Origin of the sequence: Microtetraspora niveoalba (genome assembly GCF_001570405.1) — a bacterium.
GTDB classification, from domain to species: Bacteria; Actinomycetota; Actinomycetes; order Streptosporangiales; family Streptosporangiaceae; genus Microtetraspora; species Microtetraspora niveoalba.
In genome coordinates this window covers 146782-170732 of sequence record NZ_BBYM01000020.1, presented here as the reverse complement: position 1 = coordinate 170732, position 23951 = coordinate 146782, and the positions used below count along the sequence as shown (strand labels likewise).

Below are 23951 nucleotides of genomic sequence, written 5' to 3'. Positions count from 1 at the left end.
AACAATGTCTTCGAGTTGTTTCCTGGCCAACATTCACATGAATGTCAACCAAAGGAATCCATCCCCCCACACCGCAATGAGTGCAGGTAAGGACGGGGTTGTGCATCATGCACTGGCTTTTAGCACACTGTTGAGTTCTCAAGAAACGGACGCGACCACCATCACCTCAGACTCGAAACCGAGCCATCCGCTCCGGGGCGTTACATTCGCTTCACTTACCACTATTCTCTCGTGTCGCCCGATCCGTGTCAAACCGTCCCGTTTCGGAACACTTGACCCGAACCCCGCAACCCTGAGGGAATCGCAGCCACCCCGTCTCCGGGGCAACCCCTCCAACCTACCAGATCCTTGTCCGCTTCGCGAACGAATGACCAGGAACTGATCGTTTGAGGAGACTTGTCGAGTTTAGCCCACGTCGTCCCATGCTCGAGCCACCCAGCGGAACCACTGAACCGCCTGGCGGAAGGAGAGGGAAGACGCCGGACCGCGCCGACCTGAGAAGATTAGCAGCCTCCCCGGAGTGATCGAGACTCATTCCGTCACTCGTGGATCCCGGGAGTGGCGTGCGCCCCGCGGCCTCCCGTCCGTCCGCGGTGGTAACCAACGGCCCGGCGGTCGCGATACCCCGGAAAACGCCACTTCAGCGCGGACAACCAGATCCGCGTCTCAAGCATCTAAGTAGCACTACGGCGACGAGGCCGGCACGGGGTGGGGACGGGGAGAGCGGGACCGATGAGGTCCGCGGAACAACCTGTTGTCAAGCCGTCCGCAATCGCCGCTTCCTAAGAAAGCAGAGTGGGAGTCCTTTGTTTGGCGCCATCCCGGTCGCCCGGGCTCTCGCCGGTGGAGGTAGCAATAATGACGCGGTCGGAGTTCGACGACATCCGGGCACACATCACGGCCGAGGCACGGCACGCGGCCGACCTGCTGGAGATCGCGAACGAGCTGCTCGACGACCTTGAGCAGGCCCGGGTACGCGAGGCGACCATGCGCTCCCACTACCTCGCCCTGCTGACGGCCGCGCGCGCGACCGTGGCCGCGTCGAACGCCGGCGACCCGGCTCCCATGACGTTCCTGCTGCACGAGCTCGCCAAGCACGGCCAGTTGCCGGCCGACGACGCCGAAGCCACGCGGATCCTGTCGGACGCGAAGACCGCCCAGGCGCTGATCCCCCGCGTCGACGACGAGACGCCGGCACGGCGGCCGCGGCCGGGCAGCCGGGCCCGGAGTTGCGTCGGCGTGGGCCGTACGCTGCCGCGGTGAGCCCGGGAGGGCCGAGCGCAGACGAGAAGGACGAGAAGACAGAGAAAAGCAAAGGCCCTGGTCGCCGGTTTCCCGGTGACCAGGGCCTTCGATCAGTAGCGGGGACAGGATTTGAACCTGCGACCTCTGGGTTATGAGCCCAGCGAGCTACCGAACTGCTCCACCCCGCGTCGGTGTGTAACTACAGACTACCGGTGCGCGAAGGCGAGGGCAAACCAATTGCCGCGCACACACTTCGTAACCGGCGATCGACCACGTCAGGGCCGGCTCCATCCCCCGGCATATGGCGGCAAATCTCGTGGAATGCGGCCTCTCCGGACGGCATGCGGGGAGTCGGGCAACGCGAGCGTGACCTCGACTCCGACGGCACACTGAGGAGGATCTTCGCGAAATGGCCCGCCGTCGGCGGGAGGGCGGAGTCGTCGAGCCAGGCCGGATGGTCCGCCCCCGGTTTCCCGAGGCGGCTCCCGTCACGGCGGCCGGCCGAGTCGCTGCGCCGCCTCACCCATACGACGGACGCCGACCGCGCCGCACCCTGCGAGCGGCGGAAGAACGGACATCTTCCAACGCAGAAGGCCCTGGCCATCCGGTTTCCCGGTGACCAGGGCCTTCGATCAGTAGCGGGGACAGGATTTGAACCTGCGACCTCTGGGTTATGAGCCCAGCGAGCTACCGAGCTGCTCCACCCCGCGTCGGTGAAGAGGACATTACCGACCGACGCGAGGGGAAGCAAATCGGCACGCGATCACGGGCCCGCGGAGGCCCCCATCGCGGCGGTCGAGGGGGACGCCGACGGAGACGGCGCGGCCCCGGACGGCGAAGGCGACGGCGTGGCGGCCGGCTTCTGCCGCTGCAGCTCGGCGAGTTCGTTCAGGGCTTCGCTGAGCCGCTTCTGGGCCTCGCCGTACTTGGTCCAGTCGGGCGGGGACGCGTTCAGCGCCTTCTGCGCCTCGTCGTAGGCGGCCTGAGCCTTCTCGATCACGCCGGTCAGACCGGGATCGGCCGCGGGCTTGTCGCCCGGCTTGTCCCCGGGTTTGTCCGCTGGCTTGCCTTCGGGCTTGGTCGTCTGCTCCGACGTGCCGAACACCTGGTCGAGGGCCTGCTGGAGCGTGTCGGCCGATCCCACCCTGTTGCCGAACATCACCAGGACCCGGCGCAGGATCGGGTACGGCTCCTGGCCGGCCCCCTCCGCGGTCTGGACGTACACGGGCTCGATGTAGACGAGGCCGCCGCCGAACGGCAGGGTGAGCAGGTTGCCGTATCTGATCCGGGCCTCACCCAGCCCCAGGACGTTGAGCTCGCCGGAGAACTTGTTGGTGAAGGCGTTCTGCACCTGCCCCGGACCCATGATCGTGGTGTTGGCCGGCATCCGGAGGATCCGGAGCTTGCCGTAGTCGTCACCGGCGGTGGCGTCCACGGCCATGAACGCGGCGAGGTTCGGGTTCTTCCGCGGCACGAAGGTCGTGGTCAGGGAGAACGTCGACTTCTCGGTCCCCGGCATCTTGACCGACAGGTAGTACGGCGGCTGCTTGACGTCCTTCTTGCCCGAGGACGGGTCGTTCGGGATGTTCCAGAAGTCCTGGGCGCCGTAGAACGACCGCGCGTCGGTGACGTGGTAGCGGGAGAGCACGTCGCGCTGGACCTTGAACAGGTCCTCGGGGTAGCGCAGGTGGTCCCGCAGCTCGGGCTCGATGGCGTCCTTGGGCTTGATGATCCCCGGGAACGCCTTCTCCCAGGACTTGAGGACCGGGTCCTCGGGGTCCCACTCGTAGAGCGTCACCGTGCCGTCGTACGCGTCGACGACGGCCTTGACCGAGTTCCGGATGTAGTTGATCTGGTCACGCGGCTGCGGCGCGCCCAGGACCGGGTTCGTCGAGGTGTCCCGGATCATGTCCGAGAAGCTCTTGCTCTGCGAGAACGGGTACTCGTTCGCGGTGGTGTACGCGTCGACGATCCAGACCACTCGCCCGTTCACGATCGCGGGGTACGGGTCGGAGTCGAGGTTGAGGAACGGCGCCACCTTAGAGACGCGCTCGATCGGCGTGCGGTCGTACAGGATGCGGGACCGCTCGTCGATGTCCCCCGACAGCAGCATCTTGAGCTCGCCGTACTTCGCGGCGTAGAGCAGCCGGTTGAAGAACGAGCCGACCGGGACGCCGCCCTTGCCCGCGTACGAGGTGTCCTCCTGGCCGGTCCCCCCGTCGATGGGGTAGTCGAGCTCCTGCGCCTTCTTGCCGCCGACGATGGCGTAGTCGTGTGACTTCTCGCCGAAGTAGATGCGCGGCTCCTTGAGCCCGGCGCTGGGGACGAGCGAGCCGGAGACCGGCATGTCCTTGGCGTCGAAGTTCGGCAGGCCCTCGCTGTCCACCTCGCTGCCGGGCGCGGCCACGAAGCCGTAGCCGTGCGTGTAGATGAGGTGGCGGTTGATCCAGTTGTCGCTCTCGGACGACGGGCCCGTCATCTCCCGGACGGCGACCAGGTGGTCGCGCACGACGCCGTCGGCGTCCTTGTACCGGTCGACGTCCAACTGCTCGGGGAAGTCGTAGAAACCGCGGATGCGCTGCTTCTGCTGGAAGGTCTTGGAGACGAGCGTGGGGTCGAGCAGCCGCACGCCGGAGATGGTCTCGTCGGTCGGCGTCCCCTGCTGCGGGGTCGCCTGCGCGTCGTACGTTTCGACCTTGGCGTCCGCCACGCCGTACGCGTCGCGCGTGGCCGCGATGTTGTTCGAGATGGCCGTCTGTTCCTTGCCCTGCTGGTTGGGCCGCACCTGGAACTGCTCGACCAGAACGGGGTAGACGCTGCCGATGAGGATGGCCGACAGGACCATGAGCCCGAAGGCCGCCCCCGGCCACATGCCGCCCGGCCGGACCACCCCGGCGAAGAAGATCAGCGCGCAGATCAGCGCGATGACGGCCAGGATGCCCTTCGCCGGAAGCACCGCGTTGACGTCCGTATAGGACGCGCCGTGCACGACACCGCGTGTGGAGAACACCAGGTCATAGCGGTCGATGAAGTATGCGACGGCCTTGAGCAGGACGAAGACGCCGAGCAGCACGGAAAGGTGGACGCGCGCCGCCCGGGAGGCGTGCAGCCCGCCCGGCGAGGCGATCCGGACCCCTCCGTACAGGTAGTGCACGATCGCGGCGGTGAAGAACGACAGGATGACCGCGGTGAAGAGGAAGGTCAGCGCCATCCGCAGGAACGGGAGCGTGAACATGAAGAACGAGACGTCGTAGTCGAACAACGGGTCCTTCTTGCCGAAGGACGTGGAGTTCGCGAACAGCAGCCACGTCTTCCACTGGCCGGCCGTGGAGGAGCCGGTGAACAGCGCCAGTACGGCCAGGCCGACGAAGAAGAAGATCTTGCGGTGCGGGTCGACCGCGAGACGGTAGCGGTCGGCCCCCTGCGGCGACCCGAACATGCCGGGGCCGAACATCGGGCGCATCCGGTGGGCCAGGGCGACATTGCCGCCGACGATCGCGACCATGAGCGCCGCACCCACCACGAACAGCAGGATCTGCGTCAGCAGCATGGTCGAGAACACCGACGAGAAGTCGACCGAGTCGTACCACAGGAAGTCGGTGAAAATCGCGGTGAAAACGAGGAACAACACGACGATCGCCGCGAGAGCGATCACAACGGGAATGAGCAGTCGCGGCCGTCGGGGCAAGCGCATCGCCCGTCCGGCTCCGGGGCTCCGGAAGCTCAACGCCAACCCCTTGTCTCAGAGCAACGGTCCGTGCCTGGCAACCTACACCGCGAAACGTCCGGTCGTGATTTCAGTTCCCCGTGCATGCTGGGACATCGCCCGTGCCGGTGCGCAGCGCGTCGATCGCCTTGATGGCGCCGTCGAGGGTCTCGACCTTGACCAGGCGCAGCCCCTCGGGCGCGGCGCGCAGGGCCTGCGCGCAGTTGCGGGCGGGTGTGAGGAAGATCGTGGCGCCCGCCTTCCTGGCGCCCGCCATCTTCTGCTCGATGCCGCCGATCGGGCCGACCGCGCCGTCCACGGAGATGGTGCCCGTGCCCGCGATGGACTTGCCGCCGGTCAGCGCGCCGGGGGTGAGCTTGTCGTAGATGCCCAGCGAGAACATCAGGCCCGCGCTCGGCCCGCCGATGTCGCCGACGCTGATGTCCACCTTGAACGGGGGCTTGTACCGCATGCCCATGGTCACGCCGACCCGGGCCTTTCCGTCGTCGCCCGCGACGGTGCCGAGGGTGACGTCTACCGGGGCGTCCTTGCGGTTCACCGTGAGCCGCACCTGGTCGCCCGGCTTGGCCTTGCGCACCGCCTCGGCCACCGCGTTCTGGTTGGAGACGGCGGTGCCGTTCACCGCGGTGACCTCGTCGCCCAGTTGCAGTTTGCCGTCGGCGGGCAGCCCCTTCTCCACCGCGACCACGGACACGACCTCAGGGACGGGGATCTTCAGCGCGTGCAGCGCCGCGATCGTCGCGGCCTCCTGGGAGGTGGTCATGTCCAGGCTGTTCTGCTGCTCGATCTCCTTGGGAGTCGACGTCCTCGGGAAGATGGTCTCCTCGGGAACGACCGCGATGGAGGAGTCGAGCCAGCCGCGCAGCGCGGTGATCAGGTCGATGGCGTTGCCGGGCCCACCCTGGTAGGCCACCGTGACCATGCTCAGCTTGCCCTCGGTGGGATAGGTGGCGTGGTCGGAGATCGAGATCACCGGCTTGCCCTTGACCTCGCCGATCGTGTTCTCCGTCGGCCCCGGGTTCAGCACCACGTACGGCACGGGCAACCACGCCGCGGCGACCGCGAGGATCACTGTCAGGAAACCCGCCACCAGCAAGGTGAGAGCGCGTCGGGACATGGTGGCACTCTATGCGCTGCCACCGACGGCCCCGGACAGCCGCCCGGCCGTCAGCAGGCGCCGACCCACTCGGAGGTGCCGTCGGCGAAGACCTGGTGCTTCCAGATCGGCACCTCGTGCTTGAGGTCGTCGATCAGCCGCCGCGACGCCGCGAACGCCTCGCCGCGGTGGGGGCAGGCCACGGCCACGATGACCGCCACGTCGCCCAGCCGGAGATCGCCGACGCGGTGCACGGCGGCGAGCGCGGTCACGTGGTGGTCGGCCGCGACCTTCTCGGCCACCCGTCGCAGCTCGTCCTCCGCCGACGGATGCGCGGAGTAGGACAGGAGCGTCACCGCCTTGCCCTGGTCCTCCTCACGGACGGTGCCCACGAAGATCGCGGTGCCTCCGGCCGCGTGGTCCCCGACCGCGTTCAGCACCTCGTCCACCGACAGCGGGGTGTCGCGAATGCCCAGTAAACGGATGACGTCCACGACCCGAGGTTAGTACGGCACCGCCCCGCCGGACACGCGACGCCGCTCGCCCGTGTCGCCCCCATGCCACCTCCGTGGCGTACGGGCAGGTCAGACGCGCCGCTTGCGACGGGCGGCGCGGACGATGGCGGCGGTGCCGATGACCGCGACGGTGGCGCCGGCGGCGGTGAGCGTGGCGTCCTTGCCGGAGAGGCGGCGGCCGACCACCGCGTGCTTGCCCTGGCGCAGCTCGAGCAGCTCCTGCAGGGCTGCCTCGTTCGTCCACGCGGGCTTCCAGCCGGCGGCGCGCAGCGCGGCGCAGTCGACGACCCACGGGTAGACGACGTAGTGCAGGTCGGTCGCCGGCGCGGGGGTGATGCCGAGCCGGTGCAGCCGCTGGGCCGTGCCGAAGGTCAGCCCCGCGGGCAGCTCGAAGCGGCGCAGGCCGGAGATCTCCTCGGTCTGCTCCATCTCCAGCCATCCGTCGGACCCGACCGCGACGACGCCGTTGACCTGACCGAGCGCGGCCACCTCCAGGGCCGACACGAGGTCGTCGATGTGGCAGAACTGCCAGCGCGGCAGCGAGCCCTTGACCACGAGCAGGCGGGGAGCCTCGAAGTGCCGGGTCACGACCGTGTCGATGCCCGGGCCGACGAGCGCGGCGGGCCGCAGCACGGTGACGGCGAGACCGGGATGCGAGCGGAGGGAGCGCCGGACCAGCGCCTCGATCTCCAGGTGGTCGCCGACGACGCCCGTGTCGGGCTCGGCCGCGACCGGGGAGTCCTCCGCCAGCGGCACCGGGTTGTCGTCCGCCGCGCCGTAGACCATCGCGCTGGTGACCAGCACCACGCGGCGGACCCGGGCCGCGGCGGACGCGGTCAGCACCGTCTGGGCGGCCCGCAGGTTGTACGCCCGGCGCTCCTCCGGGTCGGCGTCCAGCGAGTATTCGCCGCCCAGGTGTACGAGGACGTCCACGTCGGAGATCCGGTTCGCCAAGAGCGGATCGCGGATGTCGAGCACTCGCCAGGTGACGTCGCTCACGTCTCCACGCTGATCGTCGATGGCCACCACGCGGCGGAAATCCGCAGACGAGGCGACCTTCGCGAGGAACGCCCTGCCGAGACCGGAGGCGGCGCCGGTGACGGCGACGACGGGGGGACGAAGGCGTTTCGAGGTTGGCACGAGGTCCTCACTTTGCACTGATCCGCCCCACGGCGGATAACGTGGCGGATGTGGACTCCTCCATCCTGCACGAGGTGGCGCGGTGACTGACCTGCCAGGTCGTGAAAATGACCCCAACGAAAACCCGTTCGCCATGTTCGGCAGCCCGGAGCAGATCGCGGCGGCGATGCGGCAGTTCGCGGACATGCTGTCCGCCCCGCAGAGCGCCGGGCCTGTCAACTGGGACATGGCCAAGAACATCGCACGACACGCCGTGGTCGCCGAGGGTGACCCGAGCGTCATGGAGGGCGAGCGGCGGCAGATCGTCGACGCCCTGAACCTCGCCGATCTCTGGTTGAACGAGGCGACCTCGCTGCCCAGCGGTGTGGTGAACCCGCAGGCGTGGAGCCGTTCCGAGTGGATCGAGAAGACGGTCCCGGTCTGGAAGCAGCTCTGCGAGCCCATCGCCGCCCGCATGGTCGAGACCATGGGCGGCACCCTGGGCGCGTCCGGCCTGCCCGCCGAGGCGCAGGCGATGGCCGGGCCGCTCATGGGCATGCTCAAGCAGATGGGCGGCATGATGGTCGGCCAGCAGCTCGGCCAGGCGCTCGGCACGCTCGCCCGCGAGGTCGTCGGCTCCTCCGACATCGGCCTGCCGCTCTCGGACACGGCCGCGTTGCTGCCCGGCGGGATCGCCGCCTTCAGCGAGGGCCTGGAGACGCCGGCCGAGGAGATCAGGATCTATCTCGCGCTGCGCGAGGCGGCCCACCACCGGCTGTTCCAGCACGTCCCGTGGCTGCGGGCGCATCTGCTCGGCGCCGTCGAGGAGTACGCCAGGGGCATCACCGTGGACCTCTCCGCCCTCGAATCCAAGCTCCAGGGCCTCGACCTCAACAACCCCGAGCAGCTCCAGGAGGTCCTCGGCGGCGGCGAGCTGCTCAAGCCCGAGGAGACCGAGCGGCAGAAGGCCGCCCTGGTCCGGCTGGAGACGGCGCTCGCGCTGGTCGAGGGCTGGGTGGCCACCGTCGTGGACGAGGCCGCCGAGGGCAAGCTCCCGTCGGCGACGGCGCTCGCCGAGACCGTACGGCGCCGCCGGGCGACGGGCGGCCCCGCCGAGCGCACCTTCGCCACGCTGGTCGGGCTGGAGCTGCGGCCCCGGCGGCTGCGCGAGGCCGCGGCCCTGTGGAAGGCGCTTACCGCCGAGCGCGGGATCGACGGCAGGGACGCCGTCTGGAGCCACCCCGACCTCATGCCCACCGCCGACGACCTGGACGATCCCGAGTCCTTCGTCAAGGGCGAGGCGCGGTTCGACCTGTCCGCGTTGGAGGAGCCCGAGGGCGACGACGAGTGAGCCTCCACCGGGACGCGCACGCCGTACTGACCGGGTGGACCGCGCCGACGCCGGACGAGGAGCTCCTCCGGAAGGAGTTCCTGGCGCACCTCGACGCGTACGAGGACGCCATGTGGCGCGGCTGCGCGCCCGGTCACCTGACCGCGACCACGGCGGTGATCTCCCACGACGGCGCCCGGGTGCTGCTCACGCTGCACCCGAAGGCCGGGATGTGGCTGCCGATGGGCGGCCACTGCGAGGTCTCCGACGGCTCGCTCGCCGACGTCGCGCTCAGGGAGGCGACCGAGGAGTCGGGCATCGCCGGGCTCCGGCTGCTGCCCGGGCCGCTGGCGCTGGACCGGCACCAGGTCTGGTGCCACCCGCCGCACAGCTGGCATCTCGACGTCGAGTACGGCGCTGTCGCGCCGGCCGAGGCCGAGGCCGTGATCAGCGACGAGTCGCTCGACCTGCGCTGGTTCCCCGTCGACGAGATCCCCGATTTGAGCGACGAGGCGACCAGGCGGCTCGCGGCACGCGCACGGTCCGCGCTGAGCGCGCTGAACGGTCTGCACTGAATCCGCACATCCGGCTTACGCGGGCTTGCGGCTTCGGTCGTTAGGGTCGGCCCATGACTCAGGTGGACGTGGGCGGCGTCGTGACGACTCCCCGGCGCCGACTGCGGGTGCCCGGACCGCTGGCCTGGCTCGCGGTGGTGCCGTGCGCGGTGTGGGCGCTGGTCCGGCTGGCCGGCGTGGACGGACCGATCGTCACCGAGCTGATCACGGCCACGCCGTACGTCGCGCTGTTCTCGCTGGTCGCGCTGTCGCTCGCGCTCGGCTCGCGCCGCCGAGCCGCCGTGGCGGTGGCCGCGGCGACGTCCCTCCTCATGGCGTTCATGGTGCTGCCCCGGGCGTTCGGTGACACGCCGACGGCGACCGGCCCGTCGCTGCGGATCCTCACGGTCAACCTGTTCTTCGGTCGGGGGGACGCCCACGCGGTGGTCGAACTGGTGCGCCGGCTGCGCCCTGACATCCTCAACACGCAGGAACTGGACGCGCGGGCGGTCGAGGCCCTCGACGCGGCCGGGCTGGCACGGCTCATGCCGTACAGCCACCTGGAGGAGGAGGACAGCGCGTCGGGCAGCGGCGTCTACTCGCGTTTTCCGCTGACGAAACTGCCGGACTTCGCCCCGCCGAACGGGCACCACATGCCGTACGTCAGGTTCTCGCTGCCGGACGGGCAGACGGTCGAGCTGGTCGACGTGCACACCATGGCCCCTCTCGGGCGGGACGTCGCGGCCTGGAAGGACGCGTTGCGGTCGCTGCCGCCCGCCGTCCCGGGGACGGTGCGTGTCCTCGCCGGGGACTTCAACGCGAGCCTCGACCACGCGGGCCTGCGCGACGTGCTCGGCCGCGGCTACATCGACGCCGCCGACGCGACGGGGACCGGGCTGCGCACCACCTGGCCGGCGAACCGGCGGCTGCCTCCGCTCATCACGATCGACCACGTGCTGGTGGACCGGCGCGCCTCGGCGGTGGACGTCAGCATCCACGACGTGCCGTACACCGACCATCGCGCGCTCTTCGCCGAGTTGCGCCTGCCCGCCCGCTGAGGGGAGCCGATCGGACCGGCTCGGCGGACCGCTTGTTCGATCGCGGGACCTGACGGCGGCCCCTGCCCCGGTGGCCCGGGCGTCCTGATCAGTCGTGCCCGCCGAGCAGGGCCCGGGTGTTGTCCCAGCCCTCCAGACCGGGATCGAGCCACGCGATGTCGACCGGCTTCCTGAGCCGGTGCCAGCCCGGCCCGGTGGCGACCATGCGCCGCCCGGGCGCCTGGCGGCGGAGCCGTACGACGAGGTCGGGGTCGTCGAAGTCGGGGTCCGCCCAGCCGGGAAGGGGCAACCGGGCGGCGACGGCGACCGCTCCCCCGCCCTCGGCGGGGCAGATCGCGACCTCGGCCCGGCCGAGCGCGCGGAACAGCTTGCCGATCAGCAGGGGCGGCAGGTCCGGCGCGTCGGCGCCGACCACCACGCCCTCGTCGCCCTCCTCGGCGTACGGCAGGGCGGCGAACGCCTCGGCGGGCGAATCGATGGAGATGACCGGCGTCCCCGGCCAGGCGATCTCGTCGAGCCCGGGGACCCCGGCGGACAGGATGACCGGCTCGACGAACTCGAGTCCGGCGACGATCTCGTAGGTGTCCTCGGCCACGGCCATGAGGAACTCGGCCGGATCGACTCCGGGCGGCGCCGCGTCGGCCATGCCGGGGGTGACGAGGACGGCCGCGACGCGGGTCAACACTCCTCCGGTGAGCCGTTGGCCGCCATGGAGAACCCTTCGAGGAAGCCCCGGGCGCGCTCCGCCTTGGGATAGCGTTCGACCAGCGCCCAGAAGCGGGGACCGTGGCTGGGGACCAGCAAGTGGACCAGCTCGTGCATGATCACGTAGTCTACGACCCAGCCGGGCATCCCCCGGAGCCGAGTCGATAGTCTGATCGTCGCGTGGTCCGGGGTGCAGGAGCCCCATCTGTGCTGCTGGTTCTCGACCCAGCGCACGCTGCGGGGCACGGCTCTGCCGTCCAGATAGCGGGTGGAAAGCTCTCTGGCCCGATCGAGCAGGTCGTCGTCGCTGAAGCGTCTTCGCTGCTCCTTGGCGGCGAGCCGGTCGAGCATGCGGCGCACCCACTGCTCCTCGTCGGTCGTGCTCAGACCCGCGGGAAGCAGCACGATGGTCTTGTCGCCATCGCGGTACGCGGAAACGGTTCGCCGCCGTCGCGTGCTCCGACGAACCTCGACTGTCTCGGGGGGCACATATGCAAGGTAGCCGACAACCGCCCGTTTCCACAGGGGGTCAATGACGTTCTCCCTGGTCAATCAGGCGAACGCGGGCCGACTTTACGGGAAACCGGGACCGCTTCCCTCCCTCCTGTCACCTGAGTTATCCACAGGCCGGATCCACGGCCTACCTGCTGTGACTAATGTCACGCTGCTATGAGACCTCGTCTGAAGCCCGTTCTGCGACGGGTCGAAAGGGACGGCCGCACGCTGCAGTTCGGCGTCCATCCGTCGCGCGCGATCGTCCTGACCGATCTGGAGCCCGCCGTCCGGCGGCTCGTCGAGAGCCTCGACGGCACCCGCACCCTTGAGCAGGTCGTGTCCGCGAGCGGCCTGCGCGCGGACGCCGCCCACGAGGTGGTCGCCCTGCTCGTACGGCACGGCCTCGTCGAGGACGCCTCCGCTCCGCCGGGCGAGCTCGCCGCGCTGTCCCGCGAGGAGCGCGAGCTGCTCCGCCCCGAGCTGGAGCGGCTCTCCCTCACCGCCGCCGACGGCGGGCTCGCCGCGCTGCGGCGCAGGAGGGCGGCGCAGATCCGGGTGTACGGCGCGGGCAGGGTGGGCGCGGGGATCGTCGCCCTGCTGGCCGCTTCCGGCGTCGGCCACATCTGCGTCGTCGACCCGGGCACGGCCCGCCCCCGGGACACGGCGCCGGGCGGGCTGGGCGCGGCGGATGTGGGGGCGAGCCGGGAGGAGGGCGCGGTCGCGGTCGCCCGGCGGCTGGCGCCGGGGGTCAACGCCTGGACCGGCCGGACGGCCTCGCGGCCCGCCGACGGCGCGCACCGTCCCGATCTCGCGATCCTCGCGCCCGTCGAGCCTCTTGACGCCCTTCTGGTGCGCGAGCTGCACGACGCGGGCGTCCCCCATCTGCTCGTCGCCGCGTTCGAGGGGTGGGGGTGCGTGGGGCCGCTCGTACGTCCCGGCGACTCCCCGTGCCTGGACTGCCTCGATCTCTTCCACCGCGACCGGGACCCGGCCTGGCCGTCCGTCCGGGCCCGGCTCGGCGGCTTCCCGGCGGGTGAGATCGCCTGCGACGCGGCCCTGTCCGCGCTGGTCGCGGCACAGGCGGCGGGGCAGGCGCTGGCCGTGCTCGAAGGCGCCGCTGTGAGCAACGGCACACTGGAGATAACCCCCGACTGGCGCTGGAATCGGCGCGCCTTCCGCCCCCATCCGCGATGTCGTTGTGGTCGAAACCACCGACATTCGCTAACAATGGTCGCGTGAGTGACCTCCCGCGACGTGCTGTGACGCGCTCAGCGAAGCTGGCCGCCCTTCCCTTGGGCTTCGCCGGCCGCACCGCACTCGGCCTCGGCAAACGCATCGGCGGCAAGTCCGCCGAGATCGTCGCCCTGGAGATCCAGCAGCGTACGGCGGAGCAGATCTTCAAGGTGCTCGGCGAGCTCAAGGGCGGCGCGATGAAGTTCGGCCAGGCCCTGTCCATCTTCGAGGCGGCACTGCCTCCGGAGATCGCCGGGCCGTACCGGGCGACGCTGACCAAGCTGCAGGACGCCGCTCCGCCGCTGCCCGCCTCCGTCGTCCACCGGGTCCTCGCCGAGCAGCTGGGCGACGACTGGCGGGAGAACTTCCTGGAGTTCGACGACGCGCCGAGCGCCGCCGCCTCGATCGGACAGGTCCACAAGGCGGTCTGGCACGACGGCCGCCCGGTCGCGGTGAAGATCCAGTATCCGGGTGCGGGCAAGGCCCTGCTCTCCGACTTCAACCAGTTGGCCCGGGTCGGCAAGCTCTTCGGCGCGTTGCTGCCCGGCCTCGACGTCAAGGCGGTGCTGAGCGAGCTCAGGGAGCGGGTGGCCGAGGAGCTCGACTATCTCGGCGAGGCGGAGGCGCAGCACGCGTTCGCGCAGGAGTTCCGCGACGACCCCGACTTCTTCGTGCCGGACGTGATCGCCGCCAACGAGCAGATCCTGGTCACCGAGTGGATGACCGGTACGGCGCTGTCGCGGATCATCACCGACGGCACCCGCGAGCAACGCGACCGGGCCGGGCTGCTGCTGGTCCGCCTGCTCTTCTCCTCTCCGGCGCGGGTCGGCATGCTGCACGCGGATCCGCACCCGGGCAACTTCCGGATGCTGGAGGACGGCCGGCTCGGGGTGCTCGACTTCGGCGCCGTCAACCGGCTGCCGGACGGCTACCCCCTGGCGTTCGGCACGCTGACCCGCATCTTCAACCAGGGCGACATGGACGCGGTCGTGGAGGGGCTGCGCGCGGAGGGGTTCATCCGGCCGCACATCGAGGTCGACGTCGACGGGCTGCGGGCGTTCCTCGCCCCCTATGTCGAGCCCACCCAGGTGGAGGAGTTCAGCTTCAGCAGGGAGTGGCTGCAGCGCCAGGCGGCGGCCGTGGCGGACCTGCGGCCCACCAACGTGGTGCGCCAGCTCAACCTTCCCCCGTCGTACGTGCTGATCCACCGGGTGCACGCGGCCGGAGTGGGCGTCCTGTGCCAGCTCGGCACGACGGCGCGGTTCCGGGACGAGGTGGTCCGCTGGGTGCCCGGCTTCGCCGACGACGACGAGGCGGAGGACACCGCCCTCGCGGTCTGACCGGCCCTCGCCGCCCGTCCGGGGTCGGCCCCGCGCCCTTCCTCGGCCCCGCTTCCCCACGACTGCCCGCTGCCCCTCCGGCGGGGGTCGATCGGCCTCACTCGGTGTCGGGCCGTCCCGCCCCTCGCCCCGAACCATTACGGGTGTTCCCGGCCGTACGGACGGCGAAGGCCCGAGCCGATGAACGGCCCGGGCCTTCCTGCCATGTTCCGCCACGCGCCGAGCGGCCTGTCCGGCCGCCCGGGTGACGCACGCTCCCCGAGGTGGAAGCGATCAGGCGCGCGCGAGCGCCGCGAGCAGACGCCGTGACGCACGCTCGGCCTGGCGGCGCGCCTTCTCCACGTCCTGTACGCGACTGGCCAGTCGCTGCTCGGCGGCCTCCTGGCGGAGGCCCCGTATTCGCTCATCGACCAGTTCATGATGCATATACGCGGCGGCGATCGGGGTGATGTTCATGTTCTTCTCCTCTTGCAGCGGTTCTCGTGTGGTTGTGCGGGTCAGGCAGCGACCGGAGTCTTGCGGGGGCGCCCGCGCGGCCGCTTACGGGGGACGATCGCCCCCCTCAGGATGAGTTCGCCGCCCCAGACGCCCCACGGCTCCTCGCGCTCCAGCGCACGGGCCAGGCAGGCCTTCTGGATCGGGCAGCCTCCGCAGAGCGCCTTGGCGAACTCCACGTCCTCCGGAGACTCGGCGAACCACAGGTCGGGTTCGGTACGGCAGGGGATTTCGGCTTCGATCAGGTCCATGACCGGGGCCGCCATCTGCGTCACCTCTTTGATTGATTTCTGGGCTGGTTGTCCTCTTGGGTGGGCGGAACGTGGCGGTAAAACAAGAAGGCCGCGGATCCTGTGTGCGGATCCGCGGCCTGAAGTTGAGACCAGTCAGGTTGTGACTGGTTCTCTCCAGGCGTAACGCGAACCGCACACTCCACCGTTGGTGGTGTGGCTGGTCTGCTGCTCGTCGCCCGTCCGTCGGACCGTGATGGCCGGACGGTAGGCGGGGATGCCCTGGCGCGCGTCGGCGAGAAGGCCGAAGGCGGCCGAGCCGGGCAGAGCCTCGGCACGGGCAGCCCTGCCGCGCATCGGCATGACCGGCGCGACATCGGCGACCGGGCATGCGGAAGCGAGCCACGGGCTGTTAACGATGATCATGTTCACCACGAGACTCACCTCCGCTTGAATGCGATGGCCGGACAGGACCGTCCGACCGACTTTCATGACCCTAAATGCGGGACCGGCAACCCGGCAACCTATTTTCTACCTGCGATTTTCACGGTTTCGCGACATTGACACGCTGCCCGGCATGTCGCCGAAGATCCCGCCCGTACCGCGCGCGGGCTTCCGCGGCTTCCTGCTCCGCCGGCCCGCGCCATCGGACGAACTTACCGGGTCTCCACAGCATTCGCGACCGCGAGGACTCCGTCCGTCTCGGCGAACCTGACGCGGTCACGCCGTCAGCCGGGGCGTCAGCTCACCCGGATCAGGCACTCCTGGACGACCGACACCGCGAGCTGCCCGGACGCGGTGTACATCTCGCCCCGGGCGAGGCCGCGGGCTCCGCCCGACCAGGGCGACTCCTGGGCGTACAACATCCACTCGTCGGCGCGGAACGGGCGGTGGAACCACATGGCGTGGTCCAGGGAGGCTCCACTGATGTTCGCCGACCCCCAGGCCAGCCCGTGGGCGAGCAGCACGGTGTCGACGAGGGTGAAGTCGGAGGCGTACGCGGCGAGCACGACGTGCAGCAGCGGATCGTCGGGCAGCTCGGCGTCATACCGGAACCAGGCGTTGTTCTCGGTGCTGATCAGGCTGGGGTCGCGCTGCGCCTCCCACGGGAGCGCGCTGACATAGCGGAAGTCGACCGGACGCGGCTTGGTCGTCCATTCGCGCCACGCCTCGTCGTCGCCGACAGCGTCGAACATCCGCTGCTGGAACGTGGGCAGACTCTCCGGCGCGGGCACGTCGGGCATCGGCCGCGCCTGGTGGGCGACTCCGGGCTCGTCGACGTGGAACGAGGCCGACATGGTGAAGATCGCTTTGCCGTGCTGGATCGCGACGACCCGGCGCGTGGTGAAGGAGCGGCCGTCGCGCACCCGCTCGACGTTGTAGACGATCGGGATCGCCGGGTCACCGGGGCGGATGAAGTACGCGTGCAGCGAGTGGACCATGCGCTCGGCCGGCACCGTGCGGCCCGCCGCCACCAGGGCCTGGGCGGCGACCTGTCCGCCGAAGACCCGCTGGATGCGCTCCTCCGGACTGCGCCCCCGGAAGATGTCCAGCTCGATCTGCTCCAGATCGAGAAGGTCGAGGAGCTCCTTGAGCGCGGAGTTCACAACGAACCTCCATTACTCGCCGGAAACTCCGGCGGCGGCACGGCACAGGTCAAGCACAGCGTCACCATACCGGTCCAGTTTGACCCGTCCTATCCCCGCGATCCGCAGAAGATCGTCCTCGGAGACGGGCACCCGCTCGGCGATCGCCTGGAGTGTCACGTCGGTGAAGACGACGTACGCGGGGACCTTGGCCTCCTTGGCGACGGAGGTGCGCCAGGCCTTGAGCCTCTCCAGCAGCTCCTCGTCGTAGTCCGCCGGGCATCCGGCGCAGCGGCCCAGCTTCTGTTCCGCGGCCGTGGCCAGGGATCTGCCGCAGATGCGGCACTGGACGGGGAGCGCCGCCTTCCTCGACGGCGTCCGCCGCTCCGCGGCGGGGGCGCTCGCGGTCTTCGGGGAGAGGCCGTCGAGGAACCGGGACGGCCGGCGCGACCTGCGGCCGCCCGGGGAGCGGGCCACCGCCCAGGAGAGGTGCAGGTGCTCGCGGGCGCGGGTCACGCCCACGTAGAGCAGCCGCCGCTCCTCCTCGACCTGCTCGGCGGTCTCGGCGTACACGATCGGGACCATGCCGTCGGTGAGCCCGACGAGGAAGACGGCGTCCCACTCCAGGCCCTTGGCGGCGTGGAGCGAGGCGAGCGTCACCCCCTCGACGGGCGGGGCGTGCTGTTCCATCGCCCGGCGCTCCAGCTCGGCGACGAAGGCGGGCAGGTCCGCGCCCTCGGCCGCCATGTCCTCGGCGAGGTCGGCGAGCGCCTTGAGCGACTCCCACTTCTCCCTGGCCTTGCCGCCGCCAGGTGGCTCGGGGGTGAGGCCGATCCCCGACAGGATCGCGTGGACGCCGGGCGCGAGGGGCTCCTCGTCGTTCGCCGAGCGGGCGGCGCCGCGGAGCAGGACCACGGCCTGCCGCACCTCGGGGCGCTCGAAGAACCGCTCCGCCCCGCGCAGCACGTACGGCACGCGGGCCTCGGCGAACGCCTGCTCGTACGCCTCGGACTGGGCGTTGACCCGGAAGAGCACGGCGATCTCCCGCGCGGGCACGCCGTCCGCCATGAGCTTCTTCACGGTGAGGGCGACGCCCAGCGCCTCGGCGGGCTCGTCGTCGTACTCGGTGAAGACGGGCTCGGGGCCCTCGGGGCGTTGCGCGACCAGTTCGAGCCGGTGCGGCGAGCGGGCCATGACGCGGTTGGCGAGCGTGACCACCTGCGGGGTGGAGCGATAGTCGCGCACCAGCCTGATCACCTTGGCCGAGGGGTGCTCGACGGCGAAGGTCGTCAGATAGTGGGGGGTCGCGCCGGTGAAGGAGTAGATGGTCTGGTTGGGGTCGCCGACCACGCACAGGTCGTCGCGCCCGCCGAGCCAGGTGTCGAGCAGCAGCTTCTGCAGCGGGTTGACGTCCTGGAACTCGTCCACCACGAAGTAGCGGTACTGCTGGCGGATCTGGGCGGCGACCTCCCGGTGCTCGGTCATCACCGCGGCGGTGAGCTCGAGGATCGTCTCGAAGTCGATCAGGTTGCGGCGGCGGCGCAGGTCCTCGTACGCCTCGTAGAGGCGGGCCACCTCCTCGGGGGCGATCGGCGGGGTGCGCCGGGCCTTGAGCGCGGCGGCGGGATAGTCCTCGGGGCCGACCTGGGTGACCTTGGCCCACTCGATCTCGCTCGCGACGTCGCGCAGCTCGCCGCGGTCGGGGTTCCTCCTGGCCAGGCGGCACGCCTCGACGAGCAGCGGCAGCTTGGACTCGACGATCTGGGGCGTGTCGCCGCCGATCACCCGCGGCCAGAAGTAGCTGAGCTGGCGCAGCGCCGCCGCGTGGAACGTGCGGGCCTGCACGCCGGGGGCGCCGAGCCGGCGCAGCCGCTGCCTGAGCTCGCCGGCCGCCCGGGTGGTGAACGTCACGGCGAGGACGCCCTGCGGCTCGACCACCCCGGTGCGCACGGCGTGCGCGATGCGATGGGTGATGGCCCGGGTCTTGCCCGTGCCCGCGCCCGCCAGCACGCACACCGGACCGCGCACGGCCTCGGCGACGTCGCGCTGCTCGGGATCCAGCCCCGCGAGGACGTCCACGTAACGCTCCCAACATGCGATGCGGACGGATGAACTGGCATCATCCTTCCAGCAACTAACAGAGACGGCGTGGTTTACCCACAGGGGACCCGGCTCCGGAGGAGGAACGAGCAGTGCGAAGGACAGCGGTAGGTGTCGGATCCTTAGCCCTCGCTGCCGTCCTGCTCCCGCAGACGGGCGCCGACGCCGCGGCGGGTGACCCCACGCCGTCGCCCAGTCCCACGCCCACAGCCACGGTATCCGCCGCCCCGCTGCCCTCGGACACCACCGTCCGCTCCTTCTCGTACGGCGCGCACCCGCGGCAGCGGATGGACGTCTGGTGGCACACCACGGGAGAGCGGCGCCCGGCGGTCTTCATCATCCACGGCGGATGGTGGTCGGGCGGCGACAAGAAGGCCACCACCTCGATCAGCCGGAGCTACGCGCAGCTCGGGTACACCGTGATCACGATCAACTACCGGCTCTCGGGGGACGCTCCGTGGCCGGCGCAGCGCAGCGACGCGCTCAACGCCATCGCGACCGTGCGCAAGCACGCCGAGACGTTCAACATGGACCCGGACCGCTACGTGGTGCTCGGCTTCTCGGCGGGCGGGCACATCGCCGCCGCCGTCGGCACGTACGGCGACGGCCTTCCCGGGCTGCGCGGCGTCGCGGGCGTCTCCCCGGTGATCTCGCCGCTGACGTCGTTCAGCGACGGCGACGCCGGCGGGGACGCCTACCAGCGCAAGCTCCGCAAGGCGACGGTGGCGCTGGCCGGCGGGTGCGGGCCGACCCAGTGCGCCAAGGTCTGGTCGAGCATGGAGGTGGCGTTCCACGCGAGCGCGGGCGACGCGCCGATGCTCACCGTGCACTCGGACGACGAGTTCGTGCCGCCGTACCAGAGCGAGCTGCTCAAGCAGACGCTGGACGAGGTGGGCGTGAAGATGACGATCCGGACGATGCCCGGCGTGGCGCACAGCTCGGCGCTCTACCGGGAGCCGGGCGTGGCCGAGGGCGTGCAGTCCTGGATCGCCTCCCGCCTGGCCAAATAGCCGCTCCGCGACCCTCGGGAACACGGGCGACGGTCCCCCGTGTTGTCAATGACTGCTCATGACACACGAAGGGACGAAGATGGCGCTCACCGTCTACACGACCAGTTGGTGCGGCCCCTGCAAGCGGCTCAAGGGCCAGCTCACCCGCGAGGGCATCGCCTACGAGGAGATCGACATCGAGCGGCATCCGGACGCCGCCGAGTTCGTCATGAGCGTGAACGGCGGCAACCAGGTGGTCCCCACCGTGGTCACCGACTGCCACACCATGACGAACCCCTCGGTGGCCGAGGTCAAGCGGCACCTCGCGGGCGCCTGCTGACCCCGGCGCGTCACCTGCCCGGGGACGAGGCCGGCCCCGGGCTCAGTCGCCGTCGATGCGCGAGCCGTACCAGGTCTCGATGAGCCTGCGAGCGATCGAGACCTGGGACGGCAGGCCCAGCTCTCCCGAGCGCACCGCCGCTCCCAGCTCGTCTCTGGTCCACCAGCGGGCCTCGGCGATCTCGTCGGCGTCCGGCCGCAGCTCCGTGGTCAGCGCCCGGGCGAAGAACCCCAGCATCAGGCTGCGGGGGAACGGCCACGGCTGGCTGCCCATGTATCGGGGGTCCGCGGCGACGACGCCGACCTCTTCGAGGACCTCGCGCAGGACGGCCTGCTCCAGCGACTCTCCGGGCTCGACGAACCCGGCGAGCACCGACATCCGGCCCTGCGGCCACTGCGGCCCCCTGGCCAGCAGCACCCGGTCGTCGTCGTCGCGCACCAGCATGATCACCGCGGGGTCCACCCGGGGGAAGTGCTGGCTGCCGTCGCCGGGGCAGATCCGCATGTGGCCCGACGACGCGATCTCCGTACGGCTTCCGCAACGGGGGCAGTGCTCGTGCCCGGCGTGCCATGCCTCAAGCGCGACCGCGTAGACGAACAGGCCCGCGTCCCGGTCGTCGAGCAGCGCTCCGGCCTGCCGCAGCCCCATCGGAGCGCCGTACGCGTCGGGGGCGGGAGCCCCGGAACCGAACGGCGCCTTGACCGCGAAGTACGGCACGCCGCCCGCGTCGACGCCGAGCAGATAGCGCGGGCCCTCCGGCGCCTGGGCCGGTGACATCAGCGCCAGGCTCGCCTCGGCGCCCCGGCTCCGGACCAGGGTCTCGCCCTCGTGGACGAGCAGGACGCGGGTCGCCTCGTCGGCCCAGACACGCCGCAGCCACTCCTCGTCGCCTCGCAGCGCGGCCGAGCGGTCGACGACCCCGCGCGACAGCAGCAACGGCCCCATGAGCACGTCAGTCGTTTCCACTCGCCTATCTTTCCATTCGCCACCAAAATGATCTCCCGAAGGCTAGGATGAGCCGGGTTAGGTTAGCCTTACCTTCGGGGGTAACTGCGTGCGGCTGTACCTCACATCGCTGAATCCCACCGACTCGGTCATCGAGGGCTTCCTGCCCGCCGCCGAGAGCCTGGGGTGGGACGTGACGATCCTGACCGACCACCCCGCCGGATATCCCGGATTCGAGACCATCGAGACCGACGTGCGCGACGTCCGCGCCGTCATCGACACCATCGCGCGGCACCACCCGCCCGGCGTCGTCTTCTCCAACTCCGACCACATCCAGGCCGAGACCGCGCTCGCCGCCGCGTACTTCGGGCTGCCCGGCAAGGACTGGCGCGCCTGCGTCACCGCGAAGAACAAGGCCCTCACCCGCGAGCGGCTCGCCCCGGTCGAGTCCGTCCGGTCCGTACGGCTCCCGCCGGGGGCGCCCCCGCCGGAGGCGTTGCCGTACCCGGTGGTGGTGAAGCCGGCGGCGGGGGTGGCCAGCGAGGACGTCGTGCTCGTCGGGGACGCCGGCGAGCTGGCCCGCGCGGTCGCGGAGATCAGGACGCGGCGGCCCGGCGAGACCCTGGTGGCGGAGGAGTACCTCGACGGACCGCTCCACACCCTGGAGACCCTCGGCGACGGCCGCGCGCCGGCCGTGCTGGGAGGCTTCCGCACCACGCTCGGCCCGCTGCCGCACTTCGTGGAGGAGCGGCTCGACTGGGATCCGGAGCCGCCCCCGGGCGCGCGGGCGCATGTGCTGGCCGCGCTGGCCGCGCTGGGCGTCGGCTTCGGCGCCTGCCACACCGAGTACGTCGTCACGCCGGAGGGGCCGCGGATCGTCGAGGTCAACTACCGGGTGATCGGCGACAACTGCGACCTGCTCCTGGCCGACCTGATCGGCGTGCCCCTCTTCGAGTGGATCCTCCGGGTGCACGCGGGCGAGCCGCTGCCGGAGTGGCCGGAGAGCGGCGTCGCCGGGCACGGCGCGGTGGTCAGCCTCGTCGCCGACCGCCCGGGCGTGGTGACGGCCGCCCCCGCCCACGGGGAAGCCCCGCGGGAGCACGACGGCGTGCGCCTGTGGCACCGGCCGCTGCGACGGGTGGGCGACCGGGTCGAGCTGACCCGCACCAATCGCGACTACCTGGGCCTGCTCCGCGCGATCGGACCCGACCGCGTCCGCGTGGACGCGGCCGTGACGTCGTTCCGCGACGACGCGCCGTGGGTGATCGGATGAGCGCGATGGCCGGGCTGGGCCCGGTGGGCCGCGAGCCCTACCTGGCGGGGCGGGTGCTGAACGCGTTGCTCCGCGAGGACTTCGCGGGCATGGCGTCCCGGCTGGAGCGCGACAGGGAGGGCGTCGCCCTCGTGCTCGCGTCCGGCCGGAGGGTACGGCTCGCGCCCGGCGGCCTGTTCCAGGACTTCTCCATCGCGCCCGAGGTCACGCTCACGCTCGCGGAGGTCCTGGAGACGCTGGAGGCGGTCGCCACCCCGGCCGACGCCGCCGGGGTCGCCGCCTTCGCCGCCGAATGCCACGAGACCCTGGCCGCGCTGGAGCTGTACGACCGGCACGGGAAGCGGGCGCTGGAGCGGGCCCGCGGCCCCATACGCTACGAGGCGCTCGCCGCGGCCGTGGACCATCCCGTGTACCCGACGGCGCGCTGCCGCCTCGGCGTCCCCGCCGAGGGCCTGCTGGCGTACGCCCCCGAGTTCGCGCCCGCGTTCGAGCTCCGCTGGGCGGCGGTCCGGCGGGAACGCGTCACGCTCTCGCCCGAGGCCGAGCCCCTCCCCGGCCTGTTCCCCCGGCCCGCCGACGTCGGGCTGCCCGGCGGGCTGGCGGACACGCACCTGGTCTTCCCCGTGCACCCGCTCGCGCTGCCCGTCGTCGCCGGCATCCCCGGCGTCATCGTGGCGGGCCTGCCGCACCTGCGGGTCAGGCCGACGTTGTCGATGCGCACGGTGGCGGCCGGCGAGCGGCTGCACCTCAAGCTGCCGATCCCGACGAGCACGCTCGGGCTGCGCAACCGGCGGTCGATCAAGCCCTCGACCCTCCGGGACGGCGCGCTGGCCGAGAGGCTGCTCCGGGACGTGCTCCGCGCGGAGCCGGACCTGCCGGTGCTCCTCGCCGACGAGCAGCTCCACGGCCACGCCGGGCACGAGTACCTCGGCTGGATGATCCGGCGGCTGCCTCCCGGGGAGATCGTCCCGGTGGCGGCCCTCGCCGCGCCCGGTGTGCTTCCCGAGCTGGCCGCCCGGTTCTACGGAGGCGAGGTCGGGGCGCTGCTCCGCGACTACCTGACCATCCTCTTCGCGTGGAACGTCCGGCTCTTCGTCCGGTACGGCATCGCGCTCGAGGCGCACCAGCAGAACCTGTCACTGCTCTTCGCGGACGGCGCGATGCGGCTGTTGGTGAAGGACAACGACGGCCTCCTCGCCGCGCCGGACCGGCTGGCCGCGGCCGGGCTCGCCGTACCGGACTTCGCCGACGAGCGCATGCTGACCGACGACCCGCACTCCCTCGCCGACGTGTTCGTGACGATCACGCTGCATCTGGCCGCGGCCGCGATCACGTTCGGGGCGGTCGAGGGCGCCGCCGGGCTGGTGCGGGACACGCTCGACACCGCGCTCGCCGAGTTCGGCGAGCACCCGATGGCCCGCCTGCTGCGGGCCAGGACGCTCGACGCCGCCCGGCTGGTCGGCAAGTCCATGGTCACCGCCGCCACCCTCGTCGACAAGGAACGGACGGGGGCCAGGGACGTCAACAAGTTCTACGGCACCAGCGGGCCGAACTACCTCCGATTCCCGCGATGACC

Annotated in this window: 22 protein-coding genes and 2 tRNA genes; 10 read left to right on the top strand and 14 right to left on the bottom strand. The window is 71.0% G+C overall.

What is annotated here, in order from left to right:
* The first annotated feature begins 858 nt into the window (after positions 1-858).
* A complete protein-coding gene (locus AWQ70_RS21545; protein ID WP_067178896.1) occupies positions 859-1263 on the top strand; it encodes a hypothetical protein in 405 nt (134 codons plus the stop codon).
* A 96-nt stretch (positions 1264-1359) separates the two neighbouring features.
* On the opposite strand, the gene AWQ70_RS21540 is transcribed toward AWQ70_RS21545, so the two are convergent.
* The 6 genes from AWQ70_RS21540 to AWQ70_RS21515 all read right to left on the bottom strand — a co-directional run bounded on the left by AWQ70_RS21540 (position 1360) and on the right by AWQ70_RS21515 (position 7723).
* A tRNA-Met gene (locus AWQ70_RS21540) sits at positions 1360-1433 on the bottom strand.
* A 448-nt stretch (positions 1434-1881) separates the two neighbouring features.
* Positions 1882-1955, bottom strand: a tRNA-Met gene (locus tag AWQ70_RS21535).
* A gap of 53 nt (positions 1956-2008) precedes the next feature.
* Positions 2009-4939 (bottom strand): UPF0182 family membrane protein, encoded by a 2931-nt coding sequence (locus AWQ70_RS21530; RefSeq protein ID WP_084517553.1) that lies wholly within the window; start codon positions 4937-4939, stop codon positions 2009-2011.
* Positions 4940-5042: 103 nt separating this feature from the next.
* Positions 5043-6089, bottom strand: a complete 1047-nt coding sequence (locus AWQ70_RS21525; protein WP_067178894.1) for a YlbL family protein — start codon at positions 6087-6089, stop codon at positions 5043-5045.
* 50 nt (positions 6090-6139) lie between these two features.
* Complete coding sequence (locus tag AWQ70_RS21520; protein WP_067178890.1) at positions 6140-6562, bottom strand: molybdenum cofactor biosynthesis protein MoaE; 423 nt, start codon at positions 6560-6562, stop codon at positions 6140-6142.
* A 90-nt stretch (positions 6563-6652) separates the two neighbouring features.
* Positions 6653-7723, bottom strand: coding sequence for an NAD-dependent epimerase/dehydratase family protein (locus AWQ70_RS21515; protein ID WP_245647081.1), 1071 nt, complete (start codon positions 7721-7723; stop codon positions 6653-6655).
* An 82-nt stretch (positions 7724-7805) separates the two neighbouring features.
* Between AWQ70_RS21515 and AWQ70_RS21510 the strand changes: the two genes are divergently transcribed.
* From AWQ70_RS21510 to AWQ70_RS21500, 3 genes are read left to right on the top strand one after another with little or no spacing between them, the layout of a single operon-like run.
* Entirely contained in the window at positions 7806-9053 is a 1248-nt protein-coding gene (locus AWQ70_RS21510) for a zinc-dependent metalloprotease (protein ID WP_373282355.1), read from the top strand.
* Positions 9050-9607, top strand: coding sequence for an NUDIX hydrolase (locus AWQ70_RS21505; RefSeq protein WP_067178884.1), 558 nt, complete (start codon positions 9050-9052; stop codon positions 9605-9607). The genes AWQ70_RS21510 and AWQ70_RS21505 overlap by 4 nt, the downstream gene beginning before the upstream one ends.
* Before the next feature lie 53 nt (positions 9608-9660).
* Entirely contained in the window at positions 9661-10644 is a 984-nt protein-coding gene (locus AWQ70_RS21500) for an endonuclease/exonuclease/phosphatase family protein (RefSeq protein ID WP_067178882.1), read from the top strand.
* Between the two features lie 88 nt (positions 10645-10732).
* Here the strand turns inward: AWQ70_RS21500 and AWQ70_RS21495 are convergent, their stop codons facing one another.
* Both AWQ70_RS21495 and AWQ70_RS21490 read right to left on the bottom strand, forming a co-directional pair.
* Positions 10733-11326 carry a DUF2064 domain-containing protein gene (locus tag AWQ70_RS21495; protein ID WP_084517549.1) on the bottom strand — a complete coding sequence of 198 codons (594 nt, stop codon included), beginning with the start codon at positions 11324-11326 and terminating at the stop codon, positions 10733-10735.
* Positions 11323-11838: a M48 metallopeptidase family protein gene (locus AWQ70_RS21490; protein WP_067178880.1), complete on the bottom strand. Its 516-nt coding sequence runs from the start codon at positions 11836-11838 to the stop codon at positions 11323-11325. Before AWQ70_RS21490 ends, AWQ70_RS21495 begins: the two co-directional genes overlap by 4 nt.
* A gap of 180 nt (positions 11839-12018) precedes the next feature.
* Between AWQ70_RS21490 and AWQ70_RS21485 the strand changes: the two genes are divergently transcribed.
* Together AWQ70_RS21485 and AWQ70_RS21480 are read left to right on the top strand one after the other, a co-directional pair.
* Positions 12019-13083 (top strand): ThiF family adenylyltransferase, encoded by a 1065-nt coding sequence (locus tag AWQ70_RS21485; RefSeq protein WP_067178878.1) that lies wholly within the window; start codon positions 12019-12021, stop codon positions 13081-13083.
* Between the two features lie 20 nt (positions 13084-13103).
* Complete coding sequence (locus tag AWQ70_RS21480; RefSeq protein WP_444543138.1) at positions 13104-14417, top strand: ABC1 kinase family protein; 1314 nt, start codon at positions 13104-13106, stop codon at positions 14415-14417.
* A gap of 273 nt (positions 14418-14690) precedes the next feature.
* On the opposite strand, the gene AWQ70_RS21475 is transcribed toward AWQ70_RS21480, so the two are convergent.
* From AWQ70_RS21475 to AWQ70_RS21455, 5 genes are all read right to left on the bottom strand, one after another.
* Positions 14691-14873, bottom strand: coding sequence for a hypothetical protein (locus tag AWQ70_RS21475; protein ID WP_067178876.1), 183 nt, complete (start codon positions 14871-14873; stop codon positions 14691-14693).
* Positions 14874-14914: 41 nt separating this feature from the next.
* Positions 14915-15178 (bottom strand): WhiB family transcriptional regulator, encoded by a 264-nt coding sequence (locus tag AWQ70_RS21470; RefSeq protein WP_061259399.1) that lies wholly within the window; start codon positions 15176-15178, stop codon positions 14915-14917.
* A gap of 120 nt (positions 15179-15298) precedes the next feature.
* Entirely contained in the window at positions 15299-15577 is a 279-nt protein-coding gene (locus AWQ70_RS21465) for a hypothetical protein (protein ID WP_067178874.1), read from the bottom strand.
* Between the two features lie 305 nt (positions 15578-15882).
* Positions 15883-16749, bottom strand: coding sequence for an acyl-CoA thioesterase (locus AWQ70_RS21460; RefSeq protein WP_067178872.1), 867 nt, complete (start codon positions 16747-16749; stop codon positions 15883-15885).
* Positions 16750-16761: 12 nt separating this feature from the next.
* The gene (locus AWQ70_RS21455) at positions 16762-18807 is read right to left on the bottom strand and encodes an ATP-dependent DNA helicase UvrD2 (protein ID WP_067178870.1); all 2046 of its coding nucleotides are present in this window, start codon (positions 18805-18807) and stop codon (positions 16762-16764) included.
* 113 nt (positions 18808-18920) lie between these two features.
* Here AWQ70_RS21455 and AWQ70_RS21450 point away from each other — a divergent pair, with 113 nt between their 5' ends.
* Complete coding sequence (locus AWQ70_RS21450) at positions 18921-19838, top strand: alpha/beta hydrolase (protein WP_067178868.1); 918 nt, start codon at positions 18921-18923, stop codon at positions 19836-19838.
* Positions 19839-19896: 58 nt separating this feature from the next.
* Positions 19897-20157, top strand: coding sequence for a mycoredoxin (locus AWQ70_RS21445; protein WP_373282354.1), 261 nt, complete (start codon positions 19897-19899; stop codon positions 20155-20157).
* A 42-nt stretch (positions 20158-20199) separates the two neighbouring features.
* Here AWQ70_RS21445 and nudC read toward each other — a convergent pair whose 3' ends face one another.
* Complete coding sequence (gene nudC / locus AWQ70_RS21440) at positions 20200-21102, bottom strand: NAD(+) diphosphatase (RefSeq protein ID WP_067178929.1); 903 nt, start codon at positions 21100-21102, stop codon at positions 20200-20202.
* 109 nt (positions 21103-21211) lie between these two features.
* Between nudC and AWQ70_RS21435 the strand changes: the two genes are divergently transcribed.
* Together AWQ70_RS21435 and AWQ70_RS21430 are read left to right on the top strand one after the other, a co-directional pair.
* Positions 21212-22375 carry an ATP-grasp domain-containing protein gene (locus AWQ70_RS21435; protein ID WP_067178864.1) on the top strand — a complete coding sequence of 388 codons (1164 nt, stop codon included), beginning with the start codon at positions 21212-21214 and terminating at the stop codon, positions 22373-22375.
* Complete coding sequence (locus tag AWQ70_RS21430; RefSeq protein ID WP_245647079.1) at positions 22372-23949, top strand: IucA/IucC family protein; 1578 nt, start codon at positions 22372-22374, stop codon at positions 23947-23949. The genes AWQ70_RS21435 and AWQ70_RS21430 overlap by 4 nt, the downstream gene beginning before the upstream one ends.
* Positions 23950-23951 lie beyond the last annotated feature (2 nt).